General features: G+C 39.0%; 24 protein-coding genes, 7 tRNA genes, 1 rRNA gene and 2 pseudogenes. 24 read left to right on the top strand and 10 right to left on the bottom strand.

The annotated features are described in order from the left end of the window. The 17 genes from DW019_RS15265 to DW019_RS06755 all read left to right on the top strand — a co-directional run. Positions 1 to 206, top strand: a 206-nt coding sequence (locus DW019_RS15265) for a hypothetical protein (RefSeq protein ID WP_207663922.1), incomplete at its 5' end; no start/stop codon positions are given. Beyond that, positions 193 to 3,085, top strand: a 23S ribosomal RNA gene (locus DW019_RS06680). The genes DW019_RS15265 and DW019_RS06680, both read left to right, overlap by 14 nt. Before the next feature lie 78 nt (positions 3,086 to 3,163). Further along, positions 3,164 to 3,237, top strand: a tRNA-Asp gene (locus tag DW019_RS06685). 47 nt (positions 3,238 to 3,284) lie between these two features. Beyond that, a tRNA-Val gene (locus DW019_RS06690) sits at positions 3,285 to 3,357 on the top strand. Between the two features lie 5 nt (positions 3,358 to 3,362). Then, positions 3,363 to 3,435: transfer RNA gene (locus DW019_RS06695), tRNA-Thr, on the top strand. A gap of 4 nt (positions 3,436 to 3,439) precedes the next feature. Further along, a tRNA-Tyr gene (locus tag DW019_RS06700) sits at positions 3,440 to 3,521 on the top strand. A 77-nt stretch (positions 3,522 to 3,598) separates the two neighbouring features. Then, positions 3,599 to 3,672 (top strand) — tRNA-Met (locus DW019_RS06705). Positions 3,673 to 3,677: 5 nt separating this feature from the next. Continuing rightward, positions 3,678 to 3,750, top strand: a tRNA-Phe gene (locus DW019_RS06710). A gap of 4 nt (positions 3,751 to 3,754) precedes the next feature. Then, a tRNA-Lys gene (locus DW019_RS06715) sits at positions 3,755 to 3,827 on the top strand. 292 nt (positions 3,828 to 4,119) lie between these two features. Next, positions 4,120 to 4,542, top strand: coding sequence for an EamA family transporter (locus DW019_RS06720; protein ID WP_117480191.1), 423 nt, complete (start codon positions 4,120 to 4,122; stop codon positions 4,540 to 4,542). 117 nt (positions 4,543 to 4,659) lie between these two features. Further along, positions 4,660 to 4,995 (top strand): nucleoside triphosphate pyrophosphohydrolase family protein, encoded by a 336-nt coding sequence (locus DW019_RS06725; RefSeq protein WP_118442911.1) that lies wholly within the window; start codon positions 4,660 to 4,662, stop codon positions 4,993 to 4,995. Between the two features lie 63 nt (positions 4,996 to 5,058). After that, positions 5,059 to 5,547, top strand: coding sequence for an NUDIX hydrolase (locus tag DW019_RS06730; RefSeq protein WP_118442912.1), 489 nt, complete (start codon positions 5,059 to 5,061; stop codon positions 5,545 to 5,547). A 172-nt stretch (positions 5,548 to 5,719) separates the two neighbouring features. Further along, on the top strand, positions 5,720 to 5,935 hold the full coding sequence (locus tag DW019_RS06735) for a type II toxin-antitoxin system Phd/YefM family antitoxin (protein WP_118442913.1): 216 nt from the start codon (positions 5,720 to 5,722) through the stop codon (positions 5,933 to 5,935). 40 nt (positions 5,936 to 5,975) lie between these two features. Further along, the gene (locus DW019_RS06740; RefSeq protein WP_243024119.1) at positions 5,976 to 6,257 is read left to right on the top strand and encodes a PIN domain-containing protein; all 282 of its coding nucleotides are present in this window, start codon (positions 5,976 to 5,978) and stop codon (positions 6,255 to 6,257) included. 265 nt (positions 6,258 to 6,522) lie between these two features. Then, positions 6,523 to 6,711, top strand: coding sequence for a hypothetical protein (locus tag DW019_RS06745; RefSeq protein WP_147353012.1), 189 nt, complete (start codon positions 6,523 to 6,525; stop codon positions 6,709 to 6,711). Positions 6,712 to 6,849: 138 nt separating this feature from the next. Further along, complete coding sequence (locus DW019_RS06750) at positions 6,850 to 7,965, top strand: Fic family protein (RefSeq protein WP_347474409.1); 1,116 nt, start codon at positions 6,850 to 6,852, stop codon at positions 7,963 to 7,965. A 58-nt stretch (positions 7,966 to 8,023) separates the two neighbouring features. Continuing rightward, a complete protein-coding gene (locus DW019_RS06755) occupies positions 8,024 to 8,608 on the top strand; it encodes a GNAT family N-acetyltransferase (RefSeq protein WP_118442916.1) in 585 nt (194 codons plus the stop codon). A gap of 149 nt (positions 8,609 to 8,757) precedes the next feature. On the opposite strand, the gene DW019_RS06760 is transcribed toward DW019_RS06755, so the two are convergent. From DW019_RS06760 to DW019_RS06800, 10 genes and pseudogenes are all read right to left on the bottom strand, one after another. Beyond that, positions 8,758 to 10,551 (bottom strand): diguanylate cyclase, encoded by a 1,794-nt coding sequence (locus DW019_RS06760; RefSeq protein WP_243024115.1) that lies wholly within the window; start codon positions 10,549 to 10,551, stop codon positions 8,758 to 8,760. 433 nt (positions 10,552 to 10,984) lie between these two features. Next, positions 10,985 to 11,383 carry a hemerythrin family protein gene (locus DW019_RS06765; protein ID WP_118442917.1) on the bottom strand — a complete coding sequence of 133 codons (399 nt, stop codon included), beginning with the start codon at positions 11,381 to 11,383 and terminating at the stop codon, positions 10,985 to 10,987. A 105-nt stretch (positions 11,384 to 11,488) separates the two neighbouring features. Beyond that, positions 11,489 to 12,721, bottom strand: a complete 1,233-nt coding sequence (locus tag DW019_RS06770) for an HD domain-containing phosphohydrolase (RefSeq protein WP_118442918.1) — start codon at positions 12,719 to 12,721, stop codon at positions 11,489 to 11,491. 23 nt (positions 12,722 to 12,744) lie between these two features. After that, complete coding sequence (locus tag DW019_RS06775) at positions 12,745 to 12,900, bottom strand: rubredoxin (protein ID WP_117480073.1); 156 nt, start codon at positions 12,898 to 12,900, stop codon at positions 12,745 to 12,747. A 96-nt stretch (positions 12,901 to 12,996) separates the two neighbouring features. Further along, positions 12,997 to 13,185 (bottom strand): annotated as a pseudogene (locus DW019_RS06780) (desulfoferrodoxin family protein); the annotation flags it as partial. A 71-nt stretch (positions 13,186 to 13,256) separates the two neighbouring features. Continuing rightward, positions 13,257 to 13,928 (bottom strand): rubrerythrin, encoded by a 672-nt coding sequence (gene rbr, locus DW019_RS15725; RefSeq protein WP_347461755.1) that lies wholly within the window; start codon positions 13,926 to 13,928, stop codon positions 13,257 to 13,259. A gap of 57 nt (positions 13,929 to 13,985) precedes the next feature. Next, positions 13,986 to 14,438 (bottom strand): annotated as a pseudogene (locus DW019_RS15730) (flavin reductase family protein); the annotation flags it as partial. Beyond that, positions 14,431 to 14,838, bottom strand: coding sequence for a transcriptional repressor (locus DW019_RS06790; RefSeq protein WP_022375769.1), 408 nt, complete (start codon positions 14,836 to 14,838; stop codon positions 14,431 to 14,433). The pseudogene DW019_RS15730 and the gene DW019_RS06790, both read right to left, overlap by 8 nt. Before the next feature lie 113 nt (positions 14,839 to 14,951). Continuing rightward, positions 14,952 to 15,305: a GNAT family N-acetyltransferase gene (locus DW019_RS06795; RefSeq protein WP_117480068.1), complete on the bottom strand. Its 354-nt coding sequence runs from the start codon at positions 15,303 to 15,305 to the stop codon at positions 14,952 to 14,954. A 141-nt stretch (positions 15,306 to 15,446) separates the two neighbouring features. Further along, the gene (locus DW019_RS06800) at positions 15,447 to 15,800 is read right to left on the bottom strand and encodes a helix-turn-helix domain-containing protein (RefSeq protein ID WP_118442920.1); all 354 of its coding nucleotides are present in this window, start codon (positions 15,798 to 15,800) and stop codon (positions 15,447 to 15,449) included. Between the two features lie 122 nt (positions 15,801 to 15,922). Between DW019_RS06800 and DW019_RS06805 the strand changes: the two genes are divergently transcribed. The 7 genes from DW019_RS06805 to DW019_RS06830 all read left to right on the top strand — a co-directional run bounded on the left by DW019_RS06805 (position 15,923) and on the right by DW019_RS06830 (position 20,255). Continuing rightward, positions 15,923 to 16,321 carry a TIGR04076 family protein gene (locus DW019_RS06805; protein ID WP_022375772.1) on the top strand — a complete coding sequence of 133 codons (399 nt, stop codon included), beginning with the start codon at positions 15,923 to 15,925 and terminating at the stop codon, positions 16,319 to 16,321. Positions 16,322 to 16,324: 3 nt separating this feature from the next. Next, complete coding sequence (locus tag DW019_RS06810) at positions 16,325 to 16,852, top strand: nitroreductase (protein WP_022375773.1); 528 nt, start codon at positions 16,325 to 16,327, stop codon at positions 16,850 to 16,852. Between the two features lie 66 nt (positions 16,853 to 16,918). Then, entirely contained in the window at positions 16,919 to 17,044 is a 126-nt protein-coding gene (locus DW019_RS15640; RefSeq protein ID WP_279217639.1) for a hypothetical protein, read from the top strand. A gap of 33 nt (positions 17,045 to 17,077) precedes the next feature. Then, positions 17,078 to 18,175: a GNAT family N-acetyltransferase gene (locus tag DW019_RS15410; protein WP_118442921.1), complete on the top strand. Its 1,098-nt coding sequence runs from the start codon at positions 17,078 to 17,080 to the stop codon at positions 18,173 to 18,175. A gap of 301 nt (positions 18,176 to 18,476) precedes the next feature. Next, entirely contained in the window at positions 18,477 to 18,872 is a 396-nt protein-coding gene (locus tag DW019_RS06820) for an HAD family hydrolase (RefSeq protein WP_118442922.1), read from the top strand. Between the two features lie 103 nt (positions 18,873 to 18,975). Next, positions 18,976 to 19,299: an inorganic diphosphatase gene (locus DW019_RS06825; protein ID WP_118442923.1), complete on the top strand. Its 324-nt coding sequence runs from the start codon at positions 18,976 to 18,978 to the stop codon at positions 19,297 to 19,299. 146 nt (positions 19,300 to 19,445) lie between these two features. Further along, positions 19,446 to 20,255: a helix-turn-helix transcriptional regulator gene (locus DW019_RS06830; protein ID WP_118442924.1), complete on the top strand. Its 810-nt coding sequence runs from the start codon at positions 19,446 to 19,448 to the stop codon at positions 20,253 to 20,255. Positions 20,256 to 20,300: the final 45 nt, after the last annotated feature.

Genomic DNA, 20,300 nt, shown 5'->3' on the forward strand with positions numbered 1-20,300 from the left:
AGTACCTTGAAAACTACACATTGAAAAAGATTGAAGACATCGATTGTCAAAAGACAATCAAAGACATCAATTTTACCGATTTAAAGAATCTATTCTTTAGAACGAGAACCAAGAAGTATGATTACTTTGTAATCATGCATTCATCTCTCAAGAACCGTGCCGGTGTATTATCGCTAATGCACTGGAACAAAAGGTCAAGCGAATAAGAGCGCAGGGTGGATGCCTTGGCACTAAGAGCCGAAGAAAGACGTGATAAGCTGCGATAAGCTACGGTGAGGAGCAAATATCCATTGACCCGTAGATTTCTGAATGGGGAAACCCGGCAGGAGAAACTCCTGTCACTGTATGGTGAATACATAGCCATATAGAGGGAACCCGGTGAACTGAAACATCTAAGTAGCCGGAGGAAGAGAAAACAACAGTGATTTCCTAAGTAGCGGCGAGCGAACGGGAAAGAGCCCAAACCGGATTGCGTGCAATCCGGGGTTCGGACTGCATACGTCATTGTAAGAGGATAACAGAATGGTTTTGGGAAAGCCAGCCAGAGAGGGTGAAAGCCCCGTACGTGAAATCTGATTACAGGCAGCAGGATCCAGAGTACCACGAGACACGTGGAACCTTGTGGGAACAAGCGGGGACCACCCCGTAAGGCTAAATACTCCTTAGTGACCGATAGCGCATAGTACTGTGAAGGAAAGGTGAAAAGAACCCCGGGAGGGGAGTGAAAGAGAACCTGAAACCCTGTGTTTACAAGCTGTGGAACCACCATATGAGTGGAACCGCGTACTTTTTGTAGAACGGTCCGGCGAGTTATGGTTGCTGGCAAGGTTAAGGACGAAAAGTCCGGAGCCGAAGGGAAACCGAGTCTTAATAGGGCGCCAAGTCAGCAGACATAGACCCGAAACCGGGTGACCTACCCATGTCCAGGTTGAAGCCGCTGTAAAAGGCGGTGGAGGACCGAACGCACATCTGTTGAAAAAGGTGGCGATGAGGTGTGGGTAGCGGAGAAATTCCAATCGAACTCGGAGATAGCTGGTTCTCCCCGAAATAGCTTTAGGGCTAGCCTTGAGTTAGACATATGGAGGTAGAGCACTGAATGGCCGCGGGGGCGTCAAAGCTTACCAAAGCCTATCAAACTCCGAATGCCATGTTGCCGATGCTCAGGAGTCAGACTGCACGAGATAAGTTGGGTAGTCGAGAGGGAAACAGCCCAGACCTACAGCTAAGGTCCCAAAGTACATGTTAAGTGGAAAAGGATGTGGGACTTCGAAGACAACTAGGATGTTGGCTCAGAAGCAGCCATACATTCAAAGAGTGCGTAATAGCTCACTAGTCGAGAGGTCCTGCGCCGAAAATGTCCGGGGCTAAAACATGACACCGAAGCTTAGGAACAGAAATGTTGGTAGGGGAGCATTGCTAGAGGAACGAAGCAGTACCGAAAGGAGCTGTGGACTTCTAGGAAGAGAGAATGCCGGAATGAGTAGCGAGAGTAAGGTGAGAATCCTTACGGCCGAATATCTAAGGTTTCCAGAGTAAAGCTGATCTGCTCTGGGTAAGTCGGGACCTAAGGCGAGGACGAAAGTCGTAGTCGATGGATAACAGGTGGAGATTCCTGTACTCCGTATAAACAGAACTGTGGGGACACGGGTGGAAAGCCTGACCCGGGAATGGAAAGACCGGGACAAGCGAGGTACCTGGTAAGGAGGTAAATCCCCTTATCAATGGGAAGACGTGATGTGGAGCGAACCAAAGGGTAGCGAAGCAGGTGAGCCAGCCGTCGAGAAAAGCCGCTATTGTTTTGTACGGACCCGTACCGTAAACCGACACAGGTGGATGAGGAGAGAATCCTAAGGCCGACGGGAGAAGCATTGTTAAGGAACTCGGCAAAATGACCCCGTAACTTCGGGAGAAGGGGTGCCTGAGGAATCAGGCCGCAGAGAATAGGTCCAAGCAACTGTTTAGCAAAAACACAGGTCTATGCGAAACCGAAAGGTGAAGTATATGGGCTGACGCCTGCCCGGTGCTGGAAGGTTACGAGGAGTGCTTAGAGGCTTGCCTCGAAGGTGCGAATTTAAGCCCCAGTAAACGGCGGCCGTAACTATAACGGTCCTAAGGTAGCGAAATTCCTTGTCGGGTAAGTTCCGACCCGCACGAAAGGCGTAATGATTTGGACGCTGTCTCGACAATGCACCCGGTGAAATTGAAATACCAGTGAAGATGCTGGTTACCCGCGCCAGGACGGAAAGACCCCATGGAGCTTTACTCTAGTTTGATACTGGGATTCGGTACTGCATGTACAGGATAGGTGGGAGACTGTGAATCTGTGACGCCAGTTGCAGAGGAGTCAATGTTGGGATACCACCCTTGTAGTATTGGATTTCTAACCATCAGCCGTGAACCGGCTGGGGGACAATGTCAGGCGGGGAGTTTGACTGGGGCGGTCGCCTCCGAAAGGGTATCGGAGGCGCTCAAAGGTTCCCTCAGAATGGTCGGAAACCATTCGAAGAGTGCAAAGGCAGAAGGGAGCTTGACTGCGACACCGACGGGTGGAGCAGGTAGGAAACTAGGACTTAGTGATCCGGTGGTATGAAAGTGGGATTGCCATCGCTCAACGGATAAAAGCTACCCTGGGGATAACAGGCTTATCACTCCCAAGAGTTCACATCGACGGAGTGGTTTGGCACCTCGATGTCGGCTCATCGCATCCTGGGGCTGTAGTAGGTCCCAAGGGTTGGGCTGTTCGCCCATTAAAGCGGTACGCGAGCTGGGTTCAGAACGTCGTGAGACAGTTCGGTCCCTATCCGGCGCGGGCGTAGGATATTTGAGAGGAGCTGCCCTTAGTACGAGAGGACCGGGGTGGACTGGCCTCTGGTGTACCGGTTGTATTACCAAATGCATAGCCGGGTAGCCAAGCCGGGACGGGATAAACGCTGAAGGCATCTAAGCGTGAAGCCCCCCTCAAGATAAGATATCCCTGACAATAAGTCAATAAGACCCCTTGAAGACGACGAGGTAGATAGGTCCGAGGTGGAAGTGCAGTAATGTATGTAGCTGACGGATACTAATAGGTCGAAGGCTTGACCTTGTTGGTTCAAAGAGAGAAACATCAATGTGTAGTTTTGAAGGTACTATCTAGTATCTTTTACGAATATATTTCGTGGATGGCCTAGTGGCTCAGTTGGTTAGAGCGCCGCCCTGTCACGGCGGAGGTCGTGGGTTCGAGTCCCATCTGGGTCGTTGAAGCAAACGCTTCGTAGAATTTCATATAGGGATTCACAAAGTATGGGGTCTTAGCTCAGCTGGGAGAGCATCTGCCTTACAAGCAGAGGGTCACAGGTTCGAGCCCTGTAGGCCCCATCCGTGCCGACGTGGCTCAATTGGCAGAGCAGCTGATTTGTAATCAGCAGGTTACCGGTTCAAGTCCGGTCGTCGGCTTTATGGGCGGATTCCCGAGTGGCCAAAGGGGGCAGACTGTAAATCTGTTAGCTACGCTTTCGAAGGTTCGAATCCTTCTCCGCCCATTCCAAAAGATAAACTTCTTTTGGTGGGTAATGATTTGATATTTTACGAATGAGACTAGGATATCAAAGTTGATTGTCGCGGGGTAGAGCAGTCAGGCAGCTCGTCGGGCTCATAACCCGAAGGTCGTAGGTTCAAATCCTGCTCCCGCAATTTAAGCCCAGATAGCTCAGTTGGTAGAGCAGAGGACTGAAAATCCTTGTGTCGCTGGTTCGATTCCGGCTTTGGGCATTATGGGGCATTAGCTCAGGTGGTAGAGCACTTGACTTTTAATCAAGTTGTCCGGGGTTCGAGTCCCCGATGCCTCACTAGAGATCAGAGTAGTCTGGTCTCTTTTTTTGTTTCTTAAGGATAATAAAAAACAAATTCTTTATATATTTGTGATTTAGTAGTTGTCAGAAAAGTTGTCAAAGAAGAGCAAGAAAGGAAACTAAGGTAGGTAGCATTAGTTTGTGTTAAGTGTTCGTTGGCACAAACACAATGAGGACTATACTTGATGTTTTAAAAATAATTTGTTATACTTGATTCCAACGGGTGAGCACTTACCAACAGTCAGGCTAATTTTAGTTTGACTGTATTTTTTTTAAGGAGGTGATAAAAATGTCAATGATATGGCCAATAGCACTGGTGATATTCTCAAACATTATTTATCAAATTTGTGCAAAGGGAGTTCCAAAGAATATGGATGTTATGGCATCTATGACAATAACGTATCTTGTAGGAGCAGTTTGTTCTGCTATTATGTATTTTGTGATGAATAAGAATGGCAATTTATTACAAGAGTATATGAAAACAAACTGGGCACCAATTTTTCTTGGTATATCTGTTGTTGGATTGGAAGTCGGTTTTATTTATGCGTATAAAAATGGGTGGGCAGTAAGTACAGCATCAATTGTGCAGAGTGCATTTTTGGCAATTGCATTAATTATTGTTGGGGCAGTTCTGTATCATGAAACGATAACGGCGAACAAAATAATTGGTATAGTTATATGCCTTATTGGATTGTATTTTATAAAAAAATAAAGGGAGAACAAGAAATGAATGGAAAACTTTAGTTGTGCCGGCGAAAAAGAACTGATATAATCAAGATGTGAAAAAAGAAATACAAATCGGAATTGACACATTATGGAGGAAATTAGAATGAACATTAATGAATATCAGGAATTGGCAATGACTACTTTAAATCCTGAACTAAGTAAAAGAGACGTATTAATAAATAGTGTAATGGGATTATGTGGCGAATCAGGAGAAGCCATTGACATAGTAAAAAAATGGATGGCTCAAGGACATGAATTGGACAAGGAACATTTGGCAAAGGAACTTGGAGATGTAGCTTGGTATATTGCAGAAGCTGCGACAGCACTAGATATATCTCTTGAAGACATTTTTCAAGCAAATATTGATAAATTAAAGAGGCGATATCCAGATGGATTTGAAACAAAGAAATCTTTAGTGCGCCTAAAAGGAGATATATAACTTCCAGTTTGCAAACCTGCTAGATAATCAGAACAGTTAAAATTGATTGGAGGATGAACGAAAGTGAAAACAATAGATATTGTCGGAGAAAATTATTGTGGTAATTGGGATAAAACCAGAACTGCTTGTAGAGGTATAGTTATAGATGGAGACCGTATTTTACTTTCATATGCAGCAAAGACAAATCAGTGGATGATTCCCGGCGGAGGTTTGGAAAGCAATGAAAGTGATGAAGAGTGCTGCATTCGGGAAATTGCTGAAGAAACAGGTATAGTAGTAGAAACCTCACAGTGCTTGTTAGAAATTGATGAATATTATGGGGACTGGAAATGGGTTAATCGGTATTTTAACTGCAAAGCAATAGGCACAACGGAAATAAAACAGACCGAAAGAGAAATACAAGTTGGTATGGAACCAAGGTGGCTTGAGATATCAGAAATCAAAAATATTTTCTCACAGTATGATTCGTATAAGGGAATTCATGAGATGCGAAGTGGAATGTATTTGAGAGAGTATACAGCATTAAGCGAATTGATAAATTCCAATAAATAAATGTTATAGAGAAAAAATTTTGAACACTTACTTGTTTATATGCATTCATAAGGGGAAAAAAGAAAATCGAACGATTCTATTGATGAAATTGTTTGATTGTGTATAACATAATTGAAGACAGAGATTATCATTTTAAGACGATAATAATTTATTTTTCAAGAAAGGTGATGATATGTTTATTACCGCAACTGAAGTAAAAACTAATTTAGGCAAATATCTTATGCTTGCAGAAACAGAGGATATTTATATTACTCGTAACGGAAAAGTCGTCGCAAAATTGTCTAACCCATATCAGGACAGAGTAGACGTTGCTAAGTCACTATTTGGTGTTCTTTCAAATGATATGACACTGGAAGAATCACGAGAAGAAAAGTTGAATACAATATGAGGGATATATTACTGCAAAGTCAGTTACAGATATCTATTATCTGACACATCGTTTAACACATAGCGACGCAGAAACACGAAAGATTTTGGGCAAACTTTTTACGTTGTTTCATTTGTTGGATACTACTTCTTTAGACTGCCGGAAAGCAATATCTTCTGAAATTGGCGATTATGAAGATGCTATTATGGTGGAAACAGCAATTCGTACAGAAATGGATTGTATAGTGACGAGAAATGTTAAGGACTATGCGAAATCTTCTATTAAGGTGTATGAGCCTTCTGCATTAATAAAGTTATTAGAGGAAGAAAACGAAGCTGAATAAAGATATGAAAGGAATAATTAGGAGAACAGCAAGTAAGTTGACACGGATTGTTCTTTTTTTGATTATGAACGTAAAGAACTTTTTTGTGTAGTATGGGAGCGGTATTTGTTGAAGTCTGATAGTAATTAAAAGGATAATAATTCTAATCTTTGCCCTCCTATTGATAATAGGAGGGCGGGGGTGTGCTAAAATGAAAAGTGTCAATCAACACTTGGTACAAACGGATGGAATGTTTTTCTTGTACGGAAGGAAAGCTACTGATATAATGGAAATATGGATGCCATATGCCGAAAAGCTTGGAAAAGAATACAGATTTCTGATTTATGAATATCCGTTCTATACTACCAAAGCGGACGAACAGATCGATTTTGCTGCAAAATTATTGAATGTATTGTCTATTGAAAAGGTGAATCTGAAGAGGATCAGAAATCTGGCAGAGGATTCTATGAAGTAGTGGCTTCTGACCTAAACTATAAGCAGCGGTTTATTCATAGTTCAGTCAGAGTACTATATTGATTTGATAGAAAAATTTTTAAAGAAAAACGTAAGTTGACAGACGAATTGATTACAGATGCAAAGGAAATATGAAACTATGGAAAACGAGGTAGTGGATATGGAAAAAGACCCATTTAAGGAATATTTAAGAGAATCTGAACCGGATAAAGCGCATAAGGGTTATGCTTGGAGTACAGCAATCGGACTTCAGGCGGTGGACGGACTCAAACCATCTAAATATCTGATTGATACTGCCATTCAGAATATTGAAGGCAAAATAACAATGAAAGAAGCGCAGAACCTTATTGACAGTTACTATGAAGAAAGACCAGTGCATTTATCAGACGATGAGCGTACCGAAGAAGCGGATAAGGTTTCTTTACGTATTGTAGAAATCCTTTCAGAAACTGCGTTCTCATTTTCGCCAAATGAGTATATCGCTATCCACCGCAAACTCTTTCAGGGGATTTACAACCATGCTGGAAAGATTAGAGATTATAACATCACAAAGAAAGAATGGGTCCTTGATGGGGCAACCGTTATGTACGGTAGCGCTTCTGAATTGAGAGCAACGCTTGAATATGATTTTTCACAGGAGAAAGATTTTAGCTATAAAGGTCTTTCAATGGATGAGATTATCCATCATCTTGCAGTATTTATTTCAAGGTTATGGCAAATTCATATCTTCGGGGAAGGCAATACGAGGACAACAGCAGTATTTTTTATTAAATATTTGAGAACACTGGGGTTTGCTGCAACCAATGATATTTTTGCGGAAAATGCATGGTATTTCAGAAATGCACTTGTCCGTGCCAACTATACGAACCTGCAAAAAGGTATTTACGAAACAACAGAATATCTGGAACTGTTTCTTAGAAACCTGCTTTTGAACGAGCAAAATGAACTTCAAAATCGAAATCTTCACATAAGCGGACTTCTGAACAAAGAAAAAGTGGACATTCAAGACGCAAAAGTGGATATTGAAAGCGTGCTTTCCGCAAAAGGCAGCGATTTCACGGTAAAAACGACGGTTCATATCCATAGACTCTTTGAGAAGTTTGGCTTTGATGGAGTATTTGGAAGAAGTGCAGTTATGGAACTTCTTGAGCTGAAAAGTTCAGGCACTTCGAAACTTCTTTCCAATTTGGTGCAGGCGGATATTATTGAACCAGTATCAGGTCATGGAAAGGGAAAATATAAATTCAAGAAATAAATGAACGGGCCACATGAAATTTGGCTGGTTATAAATCGGAATTGGTGGAGGAATATCCATGATAAAAGTGGAAAATAAATCAAGGAAAGAAATTGCAGACATTGGCAGAAGAATCGGTGAGGCATTTGCTGATGAAAAAGCCGGAACTGTTACGATGCTCACAAGAGAGCAAACAATAAAAGGCTTTGAGATTATGACGGAATGGTTTTACAGAGCAGGAACTCTGTATACCACATCGGAAATAGGAGAGGGATATCTTGCTTATTGGAGTAAGAGGGCAAAACCTTCGATGGGTCCGACCTTACATATGATCAAGCGACTTTTATGCGAGTTACCGCCTAAGGCACTGATAGCTATGGCACAAAGCGGAGACGAACAGTATGCGAAGATTTTCAAAAAAGAGCATGACTATATTGCAGTATCCATGGTTGTTGTCCTGCGAGAATTTCAGGGAAAAGGATATATGCGCAAGATTTTGGAGCAACCTTTTGCCGAGGCGGACACAAAGGATATTCCCTGTATTCTGGATACTGATACGCCGTTAAAAGTAAAAAAATATACTAGATGTGGAATGGAACTATGTGGCGAGAAAAAATTGAAAAATGGCATTTCACTGTATACGATGGCGTATAATAAAAATTAATATGGATAGTGGAAATGAAATGTTTCAAATGTTGGATGAACTAAGCTGACAATTTCCAGTTTGCAAAATTGACCAAAAATACAAACAGTTCGTAAAAGTATAATTTTACGAACTGTTTTTTTGCGTATTTACGGCAATAGCAATCTGCTTTATTTTACTTCTCCACCAAGCTCCAGGCAGTCTCCATAGTGCCTCTGCAGTGACTTTAAGTCCATAATCATCACATAAAATACTCTGCCATTGTGCACTGAATCCACTATCCTGCCATGGTCGAGCACTGAAATATATTTACCGTCTGCTTTTTGCATATGAAAGAAAATATAATCATTTGAGTGTCCTCCGTTAATCTGCGACCATATGCTTTTTTGACAGCTTTCCTGTTCATCCGGGCGTATCAGATTGCAGAAGCTCTTACCTGTATATGCAAGCAGCTCGTCCATATTTTTACAGCCTGTAAGCCGAAGCAACTCACTGTTTGCAAGCAGAATCTCATCATTTTCTTTATCTGCTCTGTAAACAATGAAAGCTCCAGGCAAATTATTAATAATATCCTTCACTGCAAAACCAAGCTTTGCGCGGCTCTTTACATGCTCACCCTCACGATATGCCATGCAGCCGTTCTTCCCACGCATTTTCACCTTATAAAGTGCTATGTCTGCACACCGCATGAGCTGTGAACGGTCATCAGCCAAAACAGGATACTCCGCAAAGCCCAGTGAAATGGTAAATGTATGCGCTTCACCTTTACAATAAAATTTCCTGGTTTCTTCTGTAAACTTCTTAAGAAAAGGCTTAACCTCCACGACAGTGCAATCCGGCATGAAAATGCTAAACTCATCGCCTCCGTTTCTGCCTAATATAACATCCTTTGAAAAATATTGTTTCATGCTCTCTGCAAGCTTCTTAAGTACACCATCCCCCGCTGCATGTCCATACATGTCGTTTACCAGCTTGAAATCATCAATATCAAGCATCGCCATAACACAGTGCTTTTGCGGGTTCTGCCTCATATATTGCTCAACCTGCTCATCAAAGCCGAGCCTGTTGTAGATACCGGTCAGTGTGTCAGTCACAGCAAGTCTCTTGAAATTCTTCCTGTTCTCATTGATTGAAATCAACGCTGCTGTAAGCCCAGTCAAAAGCAGGACTATAATTACACCTCCAATAAACATGTATATCAGGTAGTTATTATTATAAAACCCACTCTTGGGTAAAATCTCAAGCCTCCACTTGCCTCCATACACGTCAAAGTCATATATCACTGGATCGTTCAACGCTTCCTTTGAACCGTTAACCCACTCATACGTATCATCCCACGGCGAAGCACACTTCTGCAGACTGTACTTATATCCAAAATTGGAAAGAGCCTCTACAGAATGAGAAAAAATTTCCGGAACCTTCAGTATAACAATTGTGAAGCCCCAAAAGCTCTTTTTACCATTTTCATCCTCCAAATAAACCGGATTGCGCACTGCTATACCATATCCGCCCTGCTTCAGCTCAAATGGTCCCTGCATAATTACAGTGTCATTATCCCTCGCATAGCGCGAAATCTCTCCCCTGTCACTATCATTTATCAGATCTATCTTGCCGGATTCATTCAGATCCTCTGGATATATTTCATTCACAACTCCATTCGGTGCTATCTGTATACTCTGAATCGAATCGTCCATCATATTTTCTGCAATATCATAAAACTTATTTATATTTCCATCACCACTTATGACAACCTGCTTCAAGGTATCGGTAACTCCTATTCCCTCCATAAGCTCGCCATATATACGCTCCGTATATGTCATCGCATTGAGCTTTGCATTTGTCCTGTTCTGCTGTTCCTGACTCTTGCCGACTACATATATAGCGCCGATTAACGCACACATACCCAATATAAATACCACTGCCGGAACAATGAATCTCTTTTTTAGCTTTTTCAGCTTTTTCATTTGTATCACCTCCTAAAATCAATGTCTATCTGTTCCATATAATTTTAATATTATAGCTTTAATATAAGAAAATGTCTATAAATTTCCAGCACTTCAAACTCATAAGCAAAACGAAAAGAAGCCTCACCCAGTATAATGCTGATAGTCCTGTTTATAAGACAACATATAGAATATAATAAAGACAGTGTCTAAGTCCGATCTTTCTTCTTTCCCAACTCAGCATCATTTCGCGGAAATGATTTCCACTTATGATCAGTATGGAGGGCGCTATATGGTAACAAACAATATCTCGGAAATACGCAAAGAAAGACATCTCTTTTTATAAAAGTCTTAAAGAGACTACTCTCATCAATAGATATTTCTCTTCTCATAATAAATTCTATTTCATTGTAAGAAAAGTAAAAAGTTGCCACTTTTTACTTTTCTTGCTATATCAGCCTTTGGGAATTTGACCATCGACATACAGAATGTGATTAACTAACCACTCTGTGAGATATTTTAAAATACCCATAATCTGTTCATCTTGATCTTCTACCTCATCATTGTGATGTTCCATAAATTCATCAAGTTTATGTATAAATTCCTGATGTTGAACTTTCTGTGTAAATATCTTCTTATAATTGATAGATTCCATATACTGTTCTTCGTCAGCAAAATGCTTTACCGTATAATCACGAAGTTTCTCTAATATTATGTCAATTCTATCATATTTATCTGGTGTGTACTCGTCATGGAGTAGTTCATATGCTTCATCTGCATACAAAAACAATTGCTTGTGTTCTTCGTCTATCATATCTATACCGATATAATATTCTGGTTTCATTTCATACATAAATTAATCCTACTTTCAGTTTTATTTGTTTTATGAACCTGTTCAATACTATTCATAATAGGCAAATGCATTTCTCATGAATATCCTTTATTTTCATATATGGCATCAGATTCTTCCAAAGCATTCTCTAATTGTCTTTGAAATATCTGAATCAATAAAACCTTTCTGTGACATGTCATCAAGGATATCACATGTTTTTTCATGAGATAATCCCTTTTTATAAGGTCTATCTTCCGTAAGAGCCTGATAAATATCAACACATGCCATCATACGTTCCGGCTCATTTAATTCATCCGCAGTTTTTCCAAAAGGATACCCTTTTCCATTTAATTTTTCATGATGGAATGCCGCCCAATCTCGTATATCTTCAAAATCATTAACCTCTGATAATATAAGATATGTATAACCGGCATGATTTTTCATTTTAGAAAATTCATCATCCGTAAGTTTATCCGGTTTTTCCAAAATCTCATTGCCTACCGCCATTTTTCCTATATCATGCAGGGCACCAGCCAAATACATTTTCTGTACAATGACTGAATCATATCCCATATAACGGGCAAGCAGGGAGGCTTTTTCAGCCACTCCTATAGAATGCCTGCTGGTAAAAGAAGATTTATAATCTACAATCTTTGCAAAGAAGTCTGCAACATTTTTACATGTTTCCCAATCAAAAAATTGTTTTTCTCTTGGAACAATCTCCCATAGCTTTGTTTCAAAAGAATCATCCCTTAAGCACATAAAGGATTCTTTTGTGAATCCCTTCTGAAAGGCATTAACACATTCTGAATCAAATAGTCTATCCTTATTTTGGGAAAGATACTGACATATAAAATCCCATCTATGATCAGCAGATTCAATACTATTTCCTATAATATCAACAATATCTGCAAGATGAATAATCCTTGAGAACAATGGAATTTCATGCCACTTCTTTCGAAAGGGACCGGTTCCATCAGCATGTTCATGATGATATAAAATCACATTTGAAATATCTGTTTTAAAAGGGATTTTAGTAATATTTTTTTCACCATAAACGCAATGCATATTTGTTTTGTTTTCGGATAAGTCATTTTTAATGTCGGTATCCGGATATTTCTGTACTTCTTCAGAAATATATTGTGTCAACGCATTATCGTGCAGCAAAGCGCATATAGCTAAATCTTGTAACGCATCACCTTGGATTGCACAATATTTAGCCATACACACACTAATATAAGCCACTCTCTTTCCATGTTTGTTTTTTACATTTACAAGTTCTGCTTCAATGCAGTCTAAGGCATAGGAACAAGCTCCTGCCAGTCCCACAATGTCTATGCTCAGCTGTTCTACTCTCATGTATATAATCCTTTATCGTAAAATTAAGCTTCTGAAAACTGATCTTTACCTACTGAACATAACGGGCATGTAAAATCCTCCGGAAGGTCCTCCCACTTTGTACCAGGCGCAATACCACCTTCCGGATAACCTTTCTCCTCATCATACTCCCATCCACAAACATCACATATATATTTCATTTGTTTTTCCTCCTGTAAAATATGTTAATAATACGGATTACTCCATTACAATGCAATTTCCACAATTCTGCATCACCATAATATGTACAAATACTTTTAGCATTTCCATAATCCATGCAGATTACAATATGCATATACTTCTTCTACCTGCTCGCCGTCGCAAAGGCAAAAATCCGTTGCCGGTTCCTGCCCCGGATTTAACTGCTTTCTGTAAATTCCCTGATTGGTATTTAATGTGATCCACTCAATGAAATGCTCTTCAAGCATTGGATGTTTTGTCTCTCCCGGCTTTTGCCCTGCTCCTGCGGATATGATAACGATAGCGGCATCCGCCACATCATCATAATCTCCTCCTCTTAGTAATTCTCTTCATGTACTTCAAAATAGCTCTGTGGATGATTACATACCGGACATACCTCAGGGGCTTTTGTTCCTACCATAATATGTCCACAGTTACGGCATTCCCATACCTTAACTTCGCTCTTTTCAAATACCTGTGCAGTTTCAATATTCTTAAGAAGCGCACGATATCTCTCCTCGTGATGCTTCTCAATCTCTCCAACTGCTCTGAATTTTGCTGCAAGCTCTGGGAAACCTTCTTCCTCAGCAGTTTTCGCAAAGCCTTCATACATATCTGTCCACTCATAATTTTCGCCTTCTGCAGCGGCTGCCAGGTTTTCCTTTGTATCTCCGATCCCAGCTAACTCTTTGAACCACATTTTTGCATGCTCTTTCTCATTGTCTGCTGTCTTTAAAAATAATGCTGACATCTGCTCGTAGCCTTCCTTCTTTGCTACAGAAGCAAAATAGGTATACTTATTTCTTGCCTGAGATTCTCCTGCAAATGCCTCCTGTAAATTTTTCTCTGTCTGCGTCCCTGCATATTTGTTTGCTGCCATTTCTTTTACCTCCGTTTTCTTTACTATTTTTTCAAAATCTGAAGCCGGGTGCTTACATATAGGACATATAAAATCATCCGGTAATTCTTCACCTACATATTCATATCCACAAATTCTGCAACGCCATATCGTCTGACCATCTTCCGTTTTTCCAACTTCCTCCGGCTTGGGCTTGATATTATTCTGATAATATTCGTATGTGACAGAAGCAAAATCACTTAACACTTTCATATCAGTTATCTCACCGATAAACATTGTATGTGAACCCAAATTCTCTGTTTTATTAACTGTTACAGAAATGTATGCATTGGTACCTTCTGTAATATAATAAATACCATTTGTACCCCTGGCACACTTTTCAAATGTTTTAAACTTATTGGTATCCCTTCCTGATTGGAATCCAAAATGCTTAAATAATTCAAACTGCGCATTCTGACTCAGGACTGATACTGTGAATTTTCCAGTTCTTTGAATCATATCATGCGTGTAATTTGCCTTATTGACGCAGATACTTAACTGGTTTGGTTCCGAAGCCGCCTGAATGGCTGTATTAATGATGCATCCGTTATCTTTTTCTGCTTCTTTAGCGGTCAATATAAACAGTCCATAACTCAACTTATACATTGCTTTCCTATCCATTCTGTTCCTCCTTTACCTTCTCCCTGCATTTCGGGCAAATTCCTTTAAATGAAATATCATAATCCACAAATTCAATTCCATGAGTATTATGAATTCTTTCCAGCAAATCCGGTATTTGATCCATATCCACATCAAAAATTTCACCGCACTTTATACATCTCACATGGTAATGATTTTTCAATGTAAAATCAAATCGGTTCGGTCCATCCGGAACTTCAACCTTTCTTAATGCACCTTCCTCTACCAATATATCAAGATTTCTATATACTGTTCCTTTTCCAATTGTTGGATATGCTTCTTTTATAAATTCATACACTTCATTTGCCGTAACATGTCTTCTCATTTCGTATACGGTATTTCTTACAAGATCTTTTTGAATGGTATTTCTCCTACTTGTCATTCGTCCTCCTTATTAGGATTAGTTCTTAATAAGGATTATATACCACTATTATCCTGTTGTCAATAAAAATAGTAATAATTCTCATTATTACTATTTGCCGTCTCTGACAATAATTACACCTCCTTCCGCATCCAAGTATGTGGACAATCTTCGTCCATATGAATATCATTCAGCTCCATATATCCTTGTTTCTTGTAAAACTCTGCCACACGACACTGTGCAGACAATTCTATTCTTTTACCCCCGAGATCACTAACTGTTTTTTCCGCACCCTGCAACATCTTTTCACCATATTGCTTCCCTCGAAATTCTTTACTAACCGCAATCCTGCCAATCACATAGCAATCTCTTTCAACAGAGAAAAAGAATCTGCAAGTAGCTACTGGAATATCGTCCTCGAAAAGCAGCATATGTTTCGCCAGATGATCTGTTTCATCAAATTCATACTTAAATCCCTGCTCTTTCATGAATACTGATTTCCGTATCGCCTTCGCTTCCTGTGGTATCTCATCATAAATCTTTTAAACATTGTTGTCCACCTTTTGTATTGATTTGCAGCAACTCTCAAAAAAATATGAATTTGTCTAAAAGGCAAATTCATAATCTTATCAGTCATCTCGATGTTTCTGTCCCCAAAGACAGAAAGCATCTAATACAGGTTCTAAGGATTTTCCTCGTTCAGAAAGGCTATATTCAACTCGTGGCGGAATTTCCCCATAATCTTTGCGTATAATAAGACCGTCTGCTTCTAGTTCTTTTAATGCTTTTGACAATGAACGGAAAGTTGCTGTTTCCATCTTACGCTGAAGTTCATTATACCTTGTTGGACCATCTAATTGCAGACAATAAAGGATAGGAAGTTTGTATTTACCGTCAACCAAAGACTTTGTATAGTAAAAACCAGTATTTTTAATACCATTTATTGCAAAATGACGTTGTTCATGCTTTTGATTATCTGACATAATAATTCTCCTGACACTATATTTAGATATAGTATATGTTGTAAAATATCGTACTTGTTGCTAGTACATCCTTATGATACTATATATTCAGTAACCAATCAAGTGAAATGGAGATGAATGCGATGAAACATAAAGTTAAAGTAACAGTATTAGATAAAAAGCTTTATCCTGAATTACAGCAACAGTATTGTGATAATCCAATTTCAGGTGCCTGTCCTTGTTACAATGTCGGAGATGAATTTATTTTTTACCGGGATGAGGAAAGAGATGATTTCTGGCACATAGGATTGAATACTTTGGTAAAAACCTGTGGTGATGCAGATACCGTTGCCGGAGGTCCGAAAATGCCATTCTGCTCTGAAGCATGGGATGCTATTTCTCGTTATATTTATACCGGATTACAAGGCGGTTCCATTATGAAGGGGTGGATGAAGAGAGAAAATGAAATGATTACCTGTTGTTCAGATGGAACAAGACCTGTCATTTTTAAGATTGAAAGAATTGATTATGAGGAGGCATAACAAATGAATGAAATTATTAAGGCAATGGAAGAACGCAGAAGCATTCGTAAATTTAAACCGGATATGCCGGCAAAAGAAGATCTGGAACAGATTATTGAAGCTGGATTATATGCTGCGAATGGCATGGGAAAACAGGCAACCATCACAATTGCGGTAACAAACAAAAAACTTCGAGACAGATTATCAGCAATCAATGCAAAGATAGGCGGCTGGAAAGAAGGATTTGATCCATTTTATGGTGCACCGGCTATTTTAATTGTATTAGCGGATAAAAACTGGGCAAATAGAGTTTATGACGGAAGTCTAGTTATGGGAAATATGATGCTTGCAGCACATTCTCTTAATCTTGGAAGTATCTGGATTCACAGAGCTAAGGAAGAATTTGAACTTCCGGAATATCAGGAATTATTAAAAGAACTTGGGGTAGACGGAGAGTGGGAAGGAATAGGTCATTGTGCCGTTGGATATGTTGATGGTGAGATTCCTAAGGCTGCAAAAAGGAAAGATAACCGGGTATTTTGGGTAGAATGACAACTTCTAGTTTATAAACCTGCCAGATAATCAGAACAATTAAAATTGATTGGAGGATGGACCAAAATGAAAACGATAGAAATTGTCGGAGAAAATTATTGTGGTAATTGGGATAAAACCAGAACTGTTTGCAGAGGTATAGTTATAGATGGAGAACGAATCTTGTTTTCATATGAAGCAAAGACAAATTAGTGGATGATTCCTGGCGGAGGTGAAAGGTGGCTTATGAATATAACATACGAAAAAGCAAAAGAAGAAGATATTGAGCCAATCTATGAATTGTGCAAGCAACTGATTCACGATTATGAACAATTGGAAACAATTGATTATCCAAAGGTAATGAACTGGATTCGTAAAAAGATAGAAAATTCGATTGATGAATATACAACTGTTCATGCCAATGGTGAAAAAGCAGGATATTATCATTTTTATCAAAATGAAGACGGACAATTTGAAATAGATGATTTGTTTGTGTTTCCTGAGTTTCAAAATCACGGAATTGGTTCGGAAGTAGTAAAGAAGTGCTGTGCATCTGTTCGTGCACCTATTATATTGTATGTATTTATAAAAAACAAAAGAGCCGTATCTCTGTATAAGGGACTAGGGTTCAAAATTTCTGAAACGATACATAATAGTAGGTATATTATGAAGAACGACAACAGAAAATACTACGCCGCTTATGAGGAAAGATATAAAATTGCACATCAGAATGGTGTCCGTTGGTCAAGCGACCAGAATAGCCCTATTGTAATGGAGATAATCAAAAAATATAATATACAGCCCGAACATTGTTTGTTGGAAATTGGGTGTGGTGAAGGAAGAGATTCAAAGGTAGTATTAGATGCCGGTTATAATCTAATGGCGATTGATATTTCAAACGAGGCCATTGCGTATTGCAAGAAAATAATGCCGGATTTTGAGAAGAACTTTAGTGTATTGGATTGCTTGGCAGACAATATGGATGAATTATTTGATTTCATCTATGGTATTGCAGTTATTCATATGCTCGTTCTTGATGAGGACAGAAATAGATTTTATCAATTCATTCATAAGCATTTGAAACCAGAGGGATTGGCACTTATTTGTACAATGGGCGATGGAGAATTTGAGATGCGAAGCGATATTAGCCAAGCATTTGAACTTCAAGAAAAGGAGCATAAATCTGGGAAAATAATGGTGGCTGGAACATCGCGCAGAATGGTATCGTTCAAAAACTTTGAGGACGAAATAGCAAGAAACGGTTTGGAAATAATAGAAAAAGGTATCACCAGTGCGCTGCCCAATTTTAATAACTTAATGTTTGCAGTTGTTAAAAAAATGTAATCAACTTTCAGTTTGAGGAAAGGATATAGATAAATGATTAAAGCAATATTTATAGATTTTATGGTACGGTTGTACACGAAGACGGAGAAGTAATTAAAAAAATATCCCAAGAAATATTTGATACCGGAGAGGTAGGTGATAAATCAGAAATAGGTTCTTATTGGTGGAATGAATTTCAAACTGCCTTTAATAGTGCTTACGGAGATAGTTTTGATACACAGAGAAATTTGGAATACAATTCATTAAAAAAACAATAAAACATTTTAATTCATCTGCAGATGCAGAAGTATTAAGCAGTTTAATGTTTGAGCATTGGATAAAACCACCTATTTTTGAAGAAACAAAGCAATTTTTTGAAGTTTGTCCGGTACCTATTTATGTTCTATCTAATATTGATAGTGATGACATATTGCAAGCGATAAAATATCACAAATTAAAGCCGGCAGGGGTATTTACAAGTGAAGATGCGAAGTCATATAAACCAAGAAAAGAGTTGTTTGAATTTGCATTAAATAATACCGGTTTAGCCGCTGAAGAAGTACTACATATTGGTGACTCTTTAAGTAGTGATATTAAGGGGGCATCTGCTATTGGAATAAATGCAATATGGATAAATAGAAGTAATAAAGAAGTTCCAAAGGGGGTTGTGGCTGTTAAGAATTTGTTAGAAATATATTATACAGATTATTTTAATTAAAATTTATTATGCTTAAATTACTCAAAGATGTGAAACTTCAAGTTTGCAAATCTGCTAGATAATCAGAACAGTTAAAATTGATTGGAATACGGAGGAGATTCATATGATTGGCAATATAGTAACAGTAAAGGTAGATAGACCGATGGGAAGCTATCATCCTGAACATAAAGATATGTATTATCCAATTAACTATGGATATATAGAAGGAACAATTGCTCCTGATGGAGAAGAACAAGATGCATATTTGTTAGGATTAGATGAACCTGTTGAAGAATATACAGGGATAATAATTGCAATTATTCATAGATACGATGACGTTGAAGAAAAATGGGTTGTAGCTCCGAATGGAATGATGTTTACGAAGGAAGAAATCAAGGAAAAAGTTTATTTTCAGGAACAGTATTTCGAGTCGGAAATTAGAATGTAAACGATGAATCATACGGAATGTTATATATTGCCGATATTTATTCATTTGAAGAATTTACCCCCTTTCGTTGAGCCGCTCATCAACACAAAGTTGTTTTACACGATTTTTCTCTTTTGTTATACTAAAAACAAAGGAGGATACAGCATATGAAAGAAAGTAATTTTAGCAGTAGACTGTCAATGTTTCGTCAAAATAAAAATATGACACAGGAAGAATTGGCAGGGCGAATGGGGGTTACACCACAGGCACTTAGCAAATGGGAACGGGGACATAGTTTACCGGATATTTTATTACTCAAGGAACTTTGCCGGATATTAGAAATCAGCGCAGACGATTTATTGGGGATAGAAAATCGGAAAATAACAGAAAACGGAAATGATTTAGCACAAAAAGAAATCTGGCACAAATTACAAAATTGTTTGGAGCCATTGGAGTGTATTTTCGGAAAAGATTTGGTCCCTGCATTTTTGGATGGGACATATCAGGAAAAAATTGTAGAAGCAAGAAAAAAATTAGCGGGCGAAGGAATCCTAATGCCGTTGGTACGGATACGAGATGATGAAGGGTTAGCCTCCCGTGAGTTTGCAATCTTGTCTTATCGTCAGACTTTGCGAAAAGAGTCGGTAGAAACAGAAATCAAAGACGCTAGTTATATCGTAGAGCGTTTAGAAAAGACCGTAAGAGAAAACTATGCCCACATTCTCAATCGGGATTTGGTAAAAGACATGGTAGAGAATCTGCAGAAAAAATATCCTGCACTTATTAGGGGCGTTGTGCCGGAAAGGATTTCCTATGGGTATCTGACCGATGTATTTAAGCAACTGCTAAAAAGAGGACTCGCACCATGGTATTTTAGTAAAATAATTGAAATTATGGATAGTGAATGCCGAAGAAATCCGTCAATCACTGAAGAGGAGTTAGTGTGCACAATCGGGAAAAAAGTGCAAGAGAAGTAGCGATATCCTTTTATTTACAAATCGTATTAAGCTATGATAAACTAT

Origin of the sequence: Clostridium sp. AF37-5, from assembly GCF_003477605.1 — a bacterium.
GTDB lineage: Bacteria > Bacillota > Clostridia > Lachnospirales > Lachnospiraceae > Eubacterium_F.

What these genes read in the sequence shown, in the direction of transcription:
- DW019_RS06745 (WP_147353012.1), top strand. Translation starts at nt 6,523, where the DNA reads ATGGAAATATGGATGCCATATGCCGAAAAGCTTGGAAAAGAATACAGA.
- DW019_RS06755 (WP_118442916.1), top strand. Translation starts at nt 8,024, where the DNA reads ATGATAAAAGTGGAAAATAAATCAAGGAAAGAAATTGCAGACATTGGC.
- DW019_RS06810 (WP_022375773.1), top strand. Translation starts at nt 16,325, where the DNA reads ATGAATGAAATTATTAAGGCAATGGAAGAACGCAGAAGCATTCGTAAA.
- DW019_RS06765 (WP_118442917.1), bottom strand. Translation starts at nt 11,383, where the DNA reads ATGTATGAAATGAAACCAGAATATTATATCGGTATAGATATGATAGAC.
- DW019_RS06750 (WP_347474409.1), top strand. Translation starts at nt 6,850, where the DNA reads ATGGAAAACGAGGTAGTGGATATGGAAAAAGACCCATTTAAGGAATAT.
- DW019_RS06795 (WP_117480068.1), bottom strand. Translation starts at nt 15,305, where the DNA reads ATGAAAGAGCAGGGATTTAAGTATGAATTTGATGAAACAGATCATCTG.
- DW019_RS06735 (WP_118442913.1), top strand. Translation starts at nt 5,720, where the DNA reads ATGTTTATTACCGCAACTGAAGTAAAAACTAATTTAGGCAAATATCTT.
- DW019_RS06800 (WP_118442920.1), bottom strand. Translation starts at nt 15,800, where the DNA reads ATGTCAGATAATCAAAAGCATGAACAACGTCATTTTGCAATAAATGGT.
- DW019_RS06825 (WP_118442923.1), top strand. Translation starts at nt 18,976, where the DNA reads ATGATTGGCAATATAGTAACAGTAAAGGTAGATAGACCGATGGGAAGC.
- DW019_RS06720 (WP_117480191.1), top strand. Translation starts at nt 4,120, where the DNA reads ATGTCAATGATATGGCCAATAGCACTGGTGATATTCTCAAACATTATT.
- DW019_RS06770 (WP_118442918.1), bottom strand. Translation starts at nt 12,721, where the DNA reads ATGAGAGTAGAACAGCTGAGCATAGACATTGTGGGACTGGCAGGAGCT.
- DW019_RS06805 (WP_022375772.1), top strand. Translation starts at nt 15,923, where the DNA reads ATGAAACATAAAGTTAAAGTAACAGTATTAGATAAAAAGCTTTATCCT.
- DW019_RS06725 (WP_118442911.1), top strand. Translation starts at nt 4,660, where the DNA reads ATGAACATTAATGAATATCAGGAATTGGCAATGACTACTTTAAATCCT.
- DW019_RS06820 (WP_118442922.1), top strand. Translation starts at nt 18,477, where the DNA reads ATGTTTGAGCATTGGATAAAACCACCTATTTTTGAAGAAACAAAGCAA.
- DW019_RS06775 (WP_117480073.1), bottom strand. Translation starts at nt 12,900, where the DNA reads ATGAAATATATATGTGATGTTTGTGGATGGGAGTATGATGAGGAGAAA.
- DW019_RS06760 (WP_243024115.1), bottom strand. Translation starts at nt 10,551, where the DNA reads ATGAAAAAGCTGAAAAAGCTAAAAAAGAGATTCATTGTTCCGGCAGTG.
- DW019_RS06790 (WP_022375769.1), bottom strand. Translation starts at nt 14,838, where the DNA reads ATGACAAGTAGGAGAAATACCATTCAAAAAGATCTTGTAAGAAATACC.
- DW019_RS15640 (WP_279217639.1), top strand. Translation starts at nt 16,919, where the DNA reads ATGAAAACGATAGAAATTGTCGGAGAAAATTATTGTGGTAATTGGGAT.
- DW019_RS06830 (WP_118442924.1), top strand. Translation starts at nt 19,446, where the DNA reads ATGAAAGAAAGTAATTTTAGCAGTAGACTGTCAATGTTTCGTCAAAAT.
- DW019_RS15410 (WP_118442921.1), top strand. Translation starts at nt 17,078, where the DNA reads ATGAATATAACATACGAAAAAGCAAAAGAAGAAGATATTGAGCCAATC.